This window comes from Alcanivorax sp. 1008 (assembly GCF_020667895.1).
Lineage (GTDB): Bacteria > Pseudomonadota > Gammaproteobacteria > Pseudomonadales > Alcanivoracaceae > PGZG01.
In genome coordinates this window covers 144159-156715 of record NZ_JAFMPS010000005.1, presented here as the reverse complement: position 1 = coordinate 156715, position 12557 = coordinate 144159, and the positions used below count along the sequence as shown (strand labels likewise).

Genomic DNA, 12557 nt, shown 5'->3' with positions numbered 1-12557 from the left:
TTATTGCACTCCTGCTGTCATAGAAGGCGCGTCATCATCGTCTTCGGAATCGGCTTCGGGGGTTTCTTGCTTGTCCGCAGGCGCTACTTTTCGGCACTGGGCATCAATCTCTTCCGCCCAGGCATTGAGTCCGCGGAGCGCCGGATTCTCTCCGCCCGCCGCCAGCGATACCAATATCTCTTCACGCAAAACATCGTCGAAGAGCACATTCTCCATGGCATGGGGGGCATTCTCTAACAGCACCCCAAGCAGCCGCTCCATCAGGATGGCATTGTTCTTTCCGGGCGCCGGACAAAGCTCCCGGTAGAGCGATTCGGCAAACGCGCCTGGGTTCGACAGCCCCGGCAGTCGACTCACGGCTTTCGCATGTTCATCAAGCTGTGATTCTGCGTTGTAGATCGTTGCGCCACTTTCTGTGACCAGCACGGTGCTAACGTCCGATGACCCTGCTCCGGAAGAGAACGAGGTGCAGATCACCTTGTAGAACCCGTGGCCATTGGCGCCACCGTTGGCAATGACCCAGCGCATGACGGCGACGAGTGCTTCATCGTTAACGCCAGACTCGCGAGAGATGCTTACCTTGGGGGCCGATGTGTCCATGCCTACCACCGTGAACCCCGGCAGTTCCACCGCTGCTTGGCCATCCAGAGCTGCGAGCGCAGCGTGCGCGACCGCCTTGGTCTTCGCCGTCCGATGTACAAACTCGCGGCGCTCATCGAGCGCCTCTTTATCAAGCTCGCCCCAATCGCTGGACATGGCATCATCTTCGTTGCCAATCTCCTCGATTAGCTCGAGTACATCGCGAATAAATGCAGCCTTCTCCGGGCGAAGCAAAATCTGGCCGAACGTTTCAACATCAATATGTGACACGTTAGTGTCCTCCCATGGCGGGCGAGGGTGATTCGTCGTTGTCAGCCGGCGGCACGGGCAAGCCCTGTCGCGTTACGGTGTAGTAGATTTCTAGCGCCTCATCCTCGGTCATGAAATTGAGAATGCGATCGCTGCGCAGTTTTTTGTTTATCTCAGGGTCAGCCAATGCGACCGAGTGGTTGTGGTGAAGTGGCTGGGTTGAGTGAAGCTCCGTAGATCCCGTCGGCACGTACAGCACGCGGGTCTTGAGCTTTCGCTTCAGCTCTGCCCGAGCAATTTGTTCATCCGCCTTGGTGAACACCAGTAGCTCGGCGTCCATCGGCAGATTCCCGTAATGAGTCTTGCGAGGAGGCAAGGTTTTTGCCACCGCCTCGATCATGGCTTCCATCGCCGGCGGCTCCCAGCGAATGGACTCGCCTTGGCCGCTGTTGCTTGCCTGGCCCACCAGCTTGCCATCCACGAAAACCTCAGCGCTGAAGGCAATGGTTTCCTCAGATCGGCCCGAACGAAATCGTTTCAGGGTGATACGGTTTGATACGGTCATGGTTTTACTCCCGAAGGGCAGGAACTGATCTCTGCCAATGTCGAATCTTCAAGCTGCTTGTTAAGGCCTAGAGGTTCACCGGTTTCCCGGACCACGGCCTCAATGGTTCTGCAAAACGAGATGCGTCGGCTCAACTTCGCGCGCTGGGCTGGCGTCATGGTTTGTCCCTGGGCCTGGATGATGTCCCGCAATCTGCCAATGAGCTCATCGGCATCTGTCGCGCGACGCGCCAGCCGGTCAAGGATGCTGTCCAATGCATCTCGATAGCCTTCTTTGGTTACTGAGGCGGGTGATTCCAGATAGGCCAACCGGGTTTCTTTTACCAGCTTGCCGGCGCAATAAACGGTTACACGCTCTCGATCAACGATCCGCGTCTCGACTACCAGCTCTTTATCTCCGACCTGGTTATTGACGACACAAAACGGAGCGCTGCTGGCGGTGCGAAGAAAATACCCGGCAAGGTGATCAATCACGCCCTGGGAAACGGCTGTTTTGCCTCCCTCCCAGACCATTGTGTCGCCATAGAGAAAAATACAGTCCCTATCAAACCAACCAAGCGACAGGTCTTTCGGGGTGGCAGCCATTAGCATCACCTGTTCGGCTCGCGTCTCCCCAAGATCGTTGATGACAGCGGGGCGATCCTTGCTGATCTCGTAGGATTGCCGACGAGACACATCCCTCTCGTAGAGAGCTAACCTGCAAAGCAGCTCGATAGTTCTTTGCACCGCCGGGATGCGTTCGCGATCCAGAGTCAGTTCGAACTTGGTCAGGGCTTTTGGCGGCGTGCTCACAGTGCGATCTCCGTGTTACGCATGGGCCGGCGCCGACGGCCCGGTTCCGCATCTGGCTCACCAGGCCCTGGTAAGGCCCGGGGGGCTCGGGACAACAGCACCGATTCGTCGGTGTGCGCATCGGCGAGCATCGCGTACGGCGCTGGATGATCCTGATCGCCTGACAAGGATTCGTCGAAGCCGATGAGGATGTCCGCAAACTTTCCGTCGGGCTGCCTGGCAAACTCGAACAGCTCCTGCAGCGCATCGCCGGCAACCAGAAAACCCAGCAGGCATCGACTCTTGGGGGCCAGATATGAGGCCGGCCTCAGGTCGGACGGCGTCCAGCCATCGGTACCACCATCCTGAAAGCTGTCGCTAATGGTGACGTTCATTTCGCCACTGGCATCCCAATTGATGCCGGTGATGACAAACTCGCCATCCCAGTCCGCGGCGTAGGGATTGGAAGGATCGACCCTGACCTGCAGCCCAATCGCCAAAGGCTGCCCATAAATCGCCTCGAACATCGCCAGCGACGCCAACGCCTTGCGCTTTGCGTCGACAATCACGGTTGCATCCCCGGCACTGGCTCTGCAGGCAAAACCGCATTTTCTATTCCAGGGAGCAGGCCAATGGGCCCCAGCTGGGCGGCTGCTTCCAGCAGCAGCTGAGCGCCAGTCCCGGTTTTGAGGAGCGCATGGCGCTGCCCTGGGTTCATCAGTCTGGCCTGCTCCCGCACCAGCGCACGCAGCGCCGCCAGCTCCTGGTCCCGGCCGGCAGACGACTGCGCCTCCACCAGCCTGTCCAGGCCAATAAGAAACTGCTCGGTATCCACCAAAGCAGGGCTTGCGGTCAGTGCGACGCGGTGCTCATGAGCCAGTTTTTCGCTGTCGTAGGTGGTCTTACGGTCGGGCTCAATGACCATCGAGTAGCCGACGCCCTCGCTCGTTGCCTTCTCATGTAGCACACAAGCGAATTGGTCCTTGAATCGGTACCGGCGCAGCAGAAACTGCATCACTCCTGCCAGGAGATTCTCATCCACGTACCCGCCATTCCACTCCACATAAGCCCACTGTCCGGCCTCGTCTTGCGGGGTATGCTTTTCCACCACAAATCCGGTGTGGTGGATGTTGGTCTGGGAGCTAGGAAGACACTCCATCAGGTCCGCGGCAAAGCGCTTGTCGGGCGCGAACGTGGAGATATCCCTGGCCCTCTCAGTCAGGCGCTGTTTTTCGTCATACAGGGACATTTCTCGATCGCTGAGCTCGCTCAGCCACTCAAGCAGTTCCTCGATCTCCGGCACAGCATCTGGCCGCACCCAGAGGAACGCCTGCATGGCGTAACGGTCGTCTTCGTTGTCACTCATGGCAGTCTCCGCCGGCGACCGGTTACCAGATCATTTGGGGGGTGTCAGCGATCTCGGCTGCCTGGAGCGCTTCCAAGTGATCGAGGATCTTGCCCTGTACATATTCTTTGTCCGGGGAGGTGCCTTCGATCTCCAGAACGAACCCGCCGACTTTCTTGGCTGCCGCCTCGGCCTGCTCCAGGAGGGCAGAGCCATACTTGGCGGCAACGGCAAAGAGTTGGCCGTTAGCGGCGTGGGTAGCTCTGATCAGCGTGCCCTGGTTTGTCACCTGGTACACATGACCGTCGTGAAATGCCGCGGGGGAGGGCAGGTGGACCATCACGAAAAAGCGCTTCATGAGGATATCTCCGGTTGCTACTAAGGGTGGCGCCCGGCTCTTGGCCTGACAGCCTTGTAGAAAGGATATTATACGGGATTTATCCGGGTCGCCAGCCTGTTATTTTTGGCGAGCGAAGGGCAAAGACGTTGCGAGGCGTGAAAGGCAGTGGTGACACGCGGCATTCGGGGTTCGGACACGCCCTGTTTATGCCTCGGCCTCGCCACAAGGGCGAGTGATTCCGCGCTGGCGCGTCAGCCTGGCCGACCTGGTCTGCTGAGGAGCCGCGGCTGGCGTTGATATGGCTACTGCCGTGTTCATCTCTTGTGCCAGCGCTGGAGGCCAATTGTCAGCGGATAGAGTAAGATACGCTGGATTGCTGGTGCCGAATCTCACCATACCGCCCGGCCTCTGGTGTCACGTCTGGCAAGTAGACATCAAAGGCTGTGCTATTACCCGGAGAGATCTGATTGATCATGAACTCTTTTTCGTGGGCGCCGACAATCAGTTTGAACTCAACATTGCTGCGCTGAACAGAGGTAGTGTTGACGATGCGGCCCTTGTATTTTAGTCCTGTGAGGTGCTCCTCTTGCTCTGCACGAACGAGATAGAAGCCATTGCCGACATCCTGAACCTCTGTCGCGGTGAAATCGACTGTATAACGGTCCTTATTATTCAAGTAGTCGAGATAGACCGGGCCCAGCGCCGTTGAGAATTTCTCAAGACTGCTTGTTGCCTGGTGGCTTGAGATGAGTGCCCAGAGGGAAAGACTGGCGACCGCGGCGATCGAGATCCAAACCGGTTTCAGATTTGGCTGTATCTGATGCGCATGGGTCTCATCTGTGGTGACCTCCTGATTATCATCTGACATATCGCGCTGCTCTTCCTTGTAGGCCTCTGGGTCCGGGCTTGTTACTGGCCGATAAACGTCTGCCCGGGCGCTTGACGTTTAGTATAGGGATGACGGCGATCCTGGCAAGCCCGGCAGCTGGTGGGCGATGGCACAGCCGAAACCATGATGATCGGCGTTATAACGCCTTTCAGGCTTGCTTGCTGGCGGTGCACTGCACGCAATTCGTTATGGCTTGAAATCCAGGCCATCAATATTAGAAAGCATGTTATGCAGCCCCCCGTCTTTAAGCGCACGCATGCGCCCACTGACCCCGGCAGCTTCGGCCAATACTCTCACCATTCTCCTGAGCGTATCTTTTTCATCCGGCGAGCTTTCAGCGGCGCATAACAGCCTGTCAGCCGCTGACTCAGCGGACAGAAGCCATGGCTCTTTTTTCAGCGCATCGCAATGCAGCCTCTGCTCGCACTGAAGATCATACCAGGTCACGCTGTCGCTGGTGATAATGGCCTGAGACGCGCTGGTGTTCTCGTCTCCATCCCACTCATATAGCACTGCATAGGGGGCTGGCGATCCCGACCGCAAAACGTGCTGCGCCAGACTCGTCAGGATATCGTAGTTCGTGTATTCGCCTTCGGCGTAGAACTCTCCCTGATCGCGACACTCCTCAGGCAGTCCTACCCATCCGCTATCGTCTCCTGACATCGCATTTACTGAGATTTCATCGCAGTAGAATAACTCCTTATCGTTTCTCCCAATTACTTCCTGCAGAGCTCTCAGCGTTTGCTTATCTGGTGCAACCTTCGCGGCAGCCGCAGCGACTTGTGCTGGGTAATCGTCTGCGTCAGGATTCAGGGCTGAAAGGTTTATATTGGCAAGCGCCTTGATCAGCTGTTTAAGAGGTTTTTCCTGCGACGGCTTTATCGAAATTGTTAGCTTATAGCTCATGGCTTCAGCACTCCCGGCAGGGAATCTGCCGTTGCAGAGGGACAGAGCAGCTTGTCTGCCATAATGCCTCTTTGCGCCGGCTGCGACAGCGCGATTGCCCGCCGTAGCATCTCCCTCAGTGCATCAACTTCGCTTTCTCTCTCGGCAGCCTGCTGGATGAGTTTCTCGGCGAGCGCATCAGGACTTTCAGCCAGTTCGCCATGGATCGCGACCGCCCTTCGGTGTTCGGTTAGCTGCTTATCGAGATCGTATACGGTAACGCCATTCTTGCCCACGATATGGAGATGGGCGCCATGTCCATCTTCCGAATACTCCCTTGCCATCACCTCTTCGTTCTCCGCAGCAACGGTAGCTATCCACCCCAATAGCCTATGGAGTAGCTCCCGCGGCATGTCCATGTTGTCATCGGGATAGATATAAAAATGATTACCTTTGACATCAATATGGTACTCGTACTCAATAGCCGACACTTCTTCATATAATTTCAGGCTGGCGACAACGCGGAGCGTCGCCTCAGCAACCTCCTTTGTCGGAGCCATCTTGGGAGCGAGAGCAGCAAGGTCTTCCCAGTTCTTTGCGCGCTGTGTGATCTCTGCCAACGTGATGCACACATCGTCAGCCAGCTTGATGTACTTTGGTTGTAATTTGATTCCGGCATTTATGGTCATGTTTACACCTTCATGCCTGGCTGGTGCTCAGGCTGCATATCTCCACAAGCGGCTTCAATCATTCCCGCACGAACAGCAGGAGTAGAAGCCTGGCTAATCGTCCGAATGACGCGGCGCAGGGCCTCCGCCTCATCTGCTTCTTCGGCCGCACTGGCGATCAATATATCCGCGACTATCTCCGGGCTTTCAATCTTTGAGCCGATCCGCTCGCGGCCTGCAAGATGGGCTTGGCGCATGAGGTCCAAGTCATAAACGGTAATGCCTTCTCTCGCAATGAGGTGGATTCTGGCGCCGGATTGATTTTCATGGCCCTCCCATACCGAGATTACATCCTGATCGGCTGCGTCTCTTATTAGCCACGCCATAAACCCGTGAATGACAGTCTCGTCCAGGCTCTCCGATTTCAGATTTACGCGGCCACTGTCATCTACCTTGATTTCGTGGGACTCGACAAGAGCGGAATCTGCGCCCTGCAGTATGTTGGTCACGATTTCTGCGTCTGCTTTCGTTTCCGCCACTTCGCGAACGGTGGCGGCGATATCCTCAGCAGATTCAAGGCCGCTCATTTGGCCGGTGCTCTCGGCCATAAGCGCGATGATCCTTTTCGCCAGACCTTCTTTGCCTGGCCTGAGCTTTACTGTTGCGCGGGCCGTCATGGTCTTACCCCCTGAAGATCGCTATCTCTCGGTGAATCGTCGGGCGCATTGGCGGATAGCTTTTCGTAAACATCTACGAGCTGCTCCGGAGAAAATGCTTCAATCATGGCGGCCATGGCGTCCTCTGCCTCAGCAGGCAGCGCTACACCGGCCCGCGCGACAAACGCATCATGGACCGCTTGTCTGGCGCGCTCGGTAGCCGTTCCCACACCAGGCAACTTCGCTGCCTTGCGTAGAGATTCCATCGTGACCTGCGCTTCCATGGAGGCTTCTCTCCATACGATATCGTCCCGAGTGGCCACGATATAGAAAACCGTTGCTTCGCCAGATGTTTCACATCCACATTGCTGCCACATGATCGCAGCGTCATCGCTGTTCTCATGCCGCAGAATCTCTCTTGTAAACGCGGCCATAATAGCAATGGATTCGCAGTCCTCGGCGGTGAACGAGATGTTGTTTGTATTGGTTAGCGTGAGGGGTTCGGCCGAAAGCGTATCCGTCTGCCAGAACTGCGTTCTCAGCCAATAGTGGCCGCTGTCTGCCGTTTGGACGTAAGCGTCGAATACACGCGCGGCGGCTTCGGCGACATACTTGGTAGGCGCGACAGTTTTGCTGGCGTCCAGGAGCCTTCTGTATCTCTCCTGGTTTTTGTCCCTGCCCTCATTCTGAGACATGATTAAATCTGTATTCTCAAGCGTTTCCCTGATAGTCGCCCAGAGGGTGTCCGCAAAGGCAATGGTGGCAGGATTCTGGATAGGGATGTTCGCCTCAAGATCATAACTCATTGCGTGGCACCTCGAAGCAGTTCTCTTCCTGCGCGGATTTGTCGTCCGCGCTGACGACGTCCTTGATTCGGTCTGGCATACCCATGCTGGCGTTGAAGCGCGCATATACAGGCATCGCATCGACAAGCGTCTGGATAACCTCGCGCAGCACGGACGTTTCATCATTCCCGTACTGGGCTGCGCCTTCGAGCAGGGCTTCGACATATTTTGCGGGGTCTTTCTCAATGCTGTTGTCACGCAGAGCCATAATGTGTGCGTCGACTGCGCCATCAACGTCGTACCAGTCGATGCCGTCACGGGTAATCATGGCCGCGTATATCGCTGTGTCTCCTCCCGCCGGGCAGTCCCTCATACACACGAATGGTTCGTCGCTCGCTTCGGTCAGCAAGACTTGTAGCGCGCCTGCGACAAGCTCCGGGCAGCCATTCTCGTCAGCCTCGAATATGACCTTGCTGGTATCAGCTTGAACGTTCCAACTCCCGTGCCGATAGTCGTCGACATTCACGCGCTGCAGAACGTTTCTAACCGCCTCAGCGGTTTGTCGGTCCGGTGAGGTTTTGGCTGCGATATCAGCAATTTTTGCATTTCTCATGGAAGTGCCATACGGATCCGAAATGGCCACCGCAAGCGTTGCCGCGTTCTCCAGGGCGTCGATAAAGTTGCCCGCCCATGCCACTTTGTTTGGTCGGATCCGCATCATCGCAGACTCGGTCATTTTGCTCTCTCCATGCTGGGGCTTGGCCCAGCATCAATTTCTAATGGTGTCGAGTTTTCGGCTTTTGGGAATTGAAACCTTCCGGGTACAGCCTGAGGGGCTATCACCCGAACCAATTCAACGATCTGGGACGGCCGGAGAAATGCGAGGGCGTTTTCGTCTGCTGTGATACCCGTTTCCGCCAGTGCGTTGCGTGCCATCTCCTGCAGTTGCCGCATGGACATGGCCTCCATTACCTCTCGGTCGGCATCTGCCATCTCTTCGGGGTAGTAATCGACGACACCGCCTTCATAGACCACCCTGCAGTACAGGTGGCCATCAATGACCTTTTTGAAGTTCATTACGGCGGTCTTCCCTGAGGGGTTTCGTGAGAGCAACGCCCTGGCAAAAAGGATTGCAGTAGATTCGGGATCGTCATCAGTAGTGGATATGATCACAGTCTGCTCATGGTTCAATGATGCACGGATCCCCATTGTTGAACCCCGAATGGGATGACGAAGAGCCGCCTCGACGATGATTGCCTCCGCCTTCGACTTCGCCTTCGACCTCACTAATGCGCGAAGCTCCTCCTGCGACTTGAGGTAAGGGCGGGCAGCGTTGCCGCTCTGCAGAACATCAATCACATTCTTTAGAAGGTAGAAGGCACTCTTTGCCTGCATGGCAAAAGAGGGTGTCGCTGGCATTCTGATGGTGTTCGTCATGGGCCCGGATCCTCGCTGGGAACTAGCTCGGCATCTATCCAGGGCGGCAGATCCCCCCACTGGAATGCCCGGCTCTCCGCGGCCGACAGAAAGTCTGCCGTCGATTCCTCAGCCTGCATGAGGGCGACCGCAACCGGCGCGGTCACCGGCGCGCCATCGATTTCTCCCTCCAGCCGCACCAGATCCTCTGGCTCGTACAGCGACCGATTGGGGTCCATGGTGAACACAGCAACATTGATCCCATCGATAGCAGGATGGTTTGCAAAAACGCGCTGTACAACGCCGCCCTTGACCGTCACGGCCAGCAGAGGAGGTGGAATCTCCTGGGTGGGGGCTGCGTGGCGGGCGACCAGGGCATTCACGGTTTTGATGACCTCGGTGGTCCAGCCGCCCTCCCGGGCGAGCGTGGCGGCGATGATATCAATCGGGCTCAACTCGCTCATGGCTGCGGCATCGCCATAGTAGAATCGGTGGCGGGCTCACCGGCATGATTCGCGCTCTGCGTTGCATCATGGGCGAAAGGAACGCCGAACCTGGCGGCGAACACCGCCTGCGTGGCATCGTCGCCAACCAGCAAGGCGAGCGCCGACAGCGCCTCTGTAAGCCTGGCGGCCTTGTCATGTGCCGGGAGGGCGTCAATTTCCTGTAGAAGGCCGGCCACTGACGGAGCCGGCGCCGTGAGTTCCGATCGCCGTTCAATCAGATCGATGTATCTATCAGCCATGGATTCAGAATTAAAGATAACCGTGGCATCTTTGGTGATGACTTCCGAGTACCCCTCCGGTACCTCGTCGATATTCGCGTAGCTTAGCGTTGAGGGGACGCCGCTCCAATCCGCTCTTGCCAGCTCTCCAGCAAGGCGCTCCCAAATTGAGTCGATATCGCTCTCCGCCGTGACTTCGACTTGCACAACTCCATCTAAAGCCTGGCCGGCGTTGATATGGTTGCAGCTCCAGTAGCACACAGAGCAATCATCCAGTGCGCTACTCAGAATCTGATGGACCTGCTTTGACGAACATTGAACGGATAGGTATTTCTGCCTAGCGGCCAATTCCACCTCATCGAGGGTGTCGCAGAACGGGTCTTCCAGAGTTTCCTCTTCGTACTTTTTAAGGCCGCGGATCACCTCAACGGCCTCCAGCACCATTGGCACATGGCGCTCTTTGACGCTGACGTAGATGACGATCTTTCTGTCGATGCTCATGTGCCAATATCTCGCTCTACCGAGGCCGCAATTTCGGCCCGATCACCAGCCCAAGGCGCCGCCAGTCTGGTACTCAGTGACCCGGGTCTCGAAGAAGTTTTTCTCCTTGCGAAGATCCATGATTTCGCTCATCCACGGGAACGGGTTGCTGATACCTTTGAATTGTTCCGGCAGGCCGATCTGGGTCAGACGACGATTGGCAATGAACTGCAAGTACTCTTCCATCATGCTGGCGTTCATGCCCAATACTCCGCGCGGCATGGTGTCGCGGGCGTACTGAATCTCCAGCTCTGTGCCTTCCAGAATCATCTGGGTGGCCTTGTCGCGCATCTGGGCGTCCCACAGGTGTGGATTCTCGATTTTGATCTGGTTGATCACATCGACGCCGAAGTTCACATGCATGGACTCGTCACGCAGGATGTACTGGAATTGCTCAGCCACACCGGTCATCTTGTTGCGGCGACCCATGGACAGGATCTGGGTGAAGCCGCAATAGAAGAAGATGCCTTCCAGTACGCAGTAAAATGCAATCAGGTTTTCCAGCAATGCCTTGTCGGTTTCTACCGTGCCGGTTTTGAATTCCGGGTCGGACAGCTCACGGGTGTACTGAATGCCCCACTGGGCTTTTCTGGCCACTGCGGGTAGCTCTCGGTACATATTGAAGATTTCGCCCTCATCCATGCCCAGCGATTCGATGCAGTACTGATAGGCGTGGGTGTGAATCGCTTCTTCAAATGACTGACGCAGAATGTACTGACGGCACTCCGGGTTGGTGATCAGCCGGTATACCGCCAGCACCAGATTGTTGGCGACCAGTGAATCCGCGGTGGAGAAGAAGCCAAGCGAACGCTTTACGATGCGACGCTCATCTTCGGTCAGTCCTTCCGGATTTTTCCACAGGGCGATGTCCGCATTCATGTTCACTTCCTGCGGCATCCAATGGTTGGCACAGCCATCCAGGTATTTCTGCCAGGCCCAGTCGTACTTGAACGGCACCAGCTGGTTCAGGTCAGCGCGGCAATTGATCATGCGCTTCTCGTCTACCCGGACACGGCCGGCGGCGCCTTCCAACTCTGCCTCCCCGTCGGAAGTATCCATTGCAAGAATGGCTGCCCGAGCTCGCTGGACTGCGGGATTTTCGGGTGTGACTTGGGCCTCCTCTCGCTGTTGATCGGATGGCGTACTCGAAGATGTTTTCAGGTCATCATCGATCGCAGGAAAATCGACGGCGGGAGCGTTCCCACTGGTCGGCGCTGTTTCCTGGGCGGCCACGGCCTGAATAGTCTGGGCTATGGCTTGCTTGTCTGATTCATTCTGACTGGAGGGTTGATCGTCGTCATCGTACATATCATCCCAGGAAACGAGTCCGCTCATGATTGCCACCTAACAAGTAGTTGTCGATGTCTCTATGACCGCCTAAACTGGCCGGAGTCCCGTATAAAGTACATCATACTGAGGTATATATGAATAGCCAGCTCAAAAAGTCGGATGTGGATGCAGCTGTAGCGGACTTCGCAGCGGTGGTGCAGGATCGGTATGGGATGACACTAGAAGACTTTGGCCTCACGGACGCAGAGATGCGCCAAAGCCTCTCTATGGCCCTGGTCCAAGGAGGCTCCCCATCTGATGTCGCGGAGTGGTATGCCAGAAAATACGACCTGGTCGACCTGCATGATGCAACGTTCCGATAGCGGGCCAGATACTTGCACGGCCTCTCTATCCCCCGGCTTCTCTGCGCGCATGCCAATCTCGACTCGCATCGGCCTTGTTGTCTCTTTCGATCGCAGCCATTAGAGCTATTAGCGCGCGCCGGGTCTCGGGGGACTTCCCGCCACCAGTGCCCAATGTGCAGAATTCAACGCCAGCCATGCCACTTTCATCGCATACAGCTACATATACGTCGCGATCGTCATCAAATCCGACCCTAAGGCTGGTACGGGGACCCATGTCGCCGAGACGGCCAACCTCTGTCGTGGTTTCGGGAGTGGGTCCCATCATCTCTCTCATCGCCCTGAGCTCGACCAGAGCTGACCTGATTATGCCCATCAGGGCGATATCTCGATGGGCAGCTGGGTCAATCCTGTCGGTCTGGCGGGATTGAAGCTCGTCCAGAGCGTTTTCCGGCGTCGTCGTTTCAAGCATGGGAGCTCCTAGAATGGTATTC

18 protein-coding genes are annotated in these 12557 nt (G+C 56.6%); 1 reads left to right on the top strand and 17 read right to left on the bottom strand.

Features of this window, described 5'->3' with window-relative positions; translation table 11 throughout:
* The 16 genes from J1C54_RS08530 to J1C54_RS08455 form a co-directional block, all read right to left on the bottom strand.
* On the bottom strand, positions 1-870 hold the full coding sequence (locus tag J1C54_RS08530; protein WP_229146378.1) for a hypothetical protein: 870 nt from the start codon (positions 868-870) through the stop codon (positions 1-3).
* A 1-nt stretch (position 871) separates the two neighbouring features.
* Positions 872-1414: a hypothetical protein gene (locus J1C54_RS08525; protein ID WP_229146377.1), complete on the bottom strand. Its 543-nt coding sequence runs from the start codon at positions 1412-1414 to the stop codon at positions 872-874.
* The gene (locus J1C54_RS08520; RefSeq protein ID WP_229146376.1) at positions 1411-2205 is read right to left on the bottom strand and encodes a hypothetical protein; all 795 of its coding nucleotides are present in this window, start codon (positions 2203-2205) and stop codon (positions 1411-1413) included. Before J1C54_RS08520 ends, J1C54_RS08525 begins: the two co-directional genes overlap by 4 nt.
* Positions 2202-2753: a hypothetical protein gene (locus J1C54_RS08515; protein WP_229146375.1), complete on the bottom strand. Its 552-nt coding sequence runs from the start codon at positions 2751-2753 to the stop codon at positions 2202-2204. Before J1C54_RS08515 ends, J1C54_RS08520 begins: the two co-directional genes overlap by 4 nt.
* Complete coding sequence (locus tag J1C54_RS08510; protein ID WP_229146374.1) at positions 2750-3550, bottom strand: hypothetical protein; 801 nt, start codon at positions 3548-3550, stop codon at positions 2750-2752. Before J1C54_RS08510 ends, J1C54_RS08515 begins: the two co-directional genes overlap by 4 nt.
* A 22-nt stretch (positions 3551-3572) precedes the next feature.
* On the bottom strand, positions 3573-3887 hold the full coding sequence (locus J1C54_RS08505; RefSeq protein ID WP_229146373.1) for a hypothetical protein: 315 nt from the start codon (positions 3885-3887) through the stop codon (positions 3573-3575).
* Positions 3888-4215: 328 nt separating this feature from the next.
* Positions 4216-4737, bottom strand: coding sequence for a hypothetical protein (locus tag J1C54_RS08500; protein ID WP_229146372.1), 522 nt, complete (start codon positions 4735-4737; stop codon positions 4216-4218).
* Positions 4738-4944: 207 nt separating this feature from the next.
* Complete coding sequence (locus J1C54_RS08495) at positions 4945-5664, bottom strand: hypothetical protein (RefSeq protein ID WP_229146371.1); 720 nt, start codon at positions 5662-5664, stop codon at positions 4945-4947.
* Positions 5661-6332, bottom strand: coding sequence for a hypothetical protein (locus J1C54_RS08490; protein WP_229146370.1), 672 nt, complete (start codon positions 6330-6332; stop codon positions 5661-5663). Before J1C54_RS08490 ends, J1C54_RS08495 begins: the two co-directional genes overlap by 4 nt.
* Positions 6333-6334: 2 nt before the next feature.
* Positions 6335-6988: a hypothetical protein gene (locus tag J1C54_RS08485; protein WP_229146369.1), complete on the bottom strand. Its 654-nt coding sequence runs from the start codon at positions 6986-6988 to the stop codon at positions 6335-6337.
* Positions 6985-7773, bottom strand: coding sequence for a hypothetical protein (locus tag J1C54_RS08480; RefSeq protein WP_229146368.1), 789 nt, complete (start codon positions 7771-7773; stop codon positions 6985-6987). Before J1C54_RS08480 ends, J1C54_RS08485 begins: the two co-directional genes overlap by 4 nt.
* Positions 7763-8488 carry a hypothetical protein gene (locus tag J1C54_RS08475; RefSeq protein WP_229146367.1) on the bottom strand — a complete coding sequence of 242 codons (726 nt, stop codon included), beginning with the start codon at positions 8486-8488 and terminating at the stop codon, positions 7763-7765. The genes J1C54_RS08480 and J1C54_RS08475 overlap by 11 nt, the downstream gene beginning before the upstream one ends.
* On the bottom strand, positions 8485-9189 hold the full coding sequence (locus J1C54_RS08470; RefSeq protein ID WP_229146366.1) for a hypothetical protein: 705 nt from the start codon (positions 9187-9189) through the stop codon (positions 8485-8487). The genes J1C54_RS08475 and J1C54_RS08470 overlap by 4 nt, the downstream gene beginning before the upstream one ends.
* A complete protein-coding gene (locus J1C54_RS08465; protein WP_229146365.1) occupies positions 9186-9632 on the bottom strand; it encodes a hypothetical protein in 447 nt (148 codons plus the stop codon). Before J1C54_RS08465 ends, J1C54_RS08470 begins: the two co-directional genes overlap by 4 nt.
* Positions 9629-10393 (bottom strand): hypothetical protein, encoded by a 765-nt coding sequence (locus tag J1C54_RS08460; RefSeq protein WP_229146364.1) that lies wholly within the window; start codon positions 10391-10393, stop codon positions 9629-9631. Before J1C54_RS08460 ends, J1C54_RS08465 begins: the two co-directional genes overlap by 4 nt.
* Before the next feature lie 42 nt (positions 10394-10435).
* Positions 10436-11767 carry a ribonucleotide-diphosphate reductase subunit beta gene (locus J1C54_RS08455; RefSeq protein ID WP_229146363.1) on the bottom strand — a complete coding sequence of 444 codons (1332 nt, stop codon included), beginning with the start codon at positions 11765-11767 and terminating at the stop codon, positions 10436-10438.
* Positions 11768-11856: 89 nt separating this feature from the next.
* Between J1C54_RS08455 and J1C54_RS08450 the strand changes: the two genes are divergently transcribed.
* A complete protein-coding gene (locus J1C54_RS08450) occupies positions 11857-12084 on the top strand; it encodes a hypothetical protein (RefSeq protein ID WP_229146362.1) in 228 nt (75 codons plus the stop codon).
* A gap of 25 nt (positions 12085-12109) precedes the next feature.
* On the opposite strand, the gene J1C54_RS08445 is transcribed toward J1C54_RS08450, so the two are convergent.
* On the bottom strand, positions 12110-12535 hold the full coding sequence (locus J1C54_RS08445) for a hypothetical protein (RefSeq protein WP_229146361.1): 426 nt from the start codon (positions 12533-12535) through the stop codon (positions 12110-12112).
* Between the last annotated feature and the right edge of the window lie 22 nt (positions 12536-12557).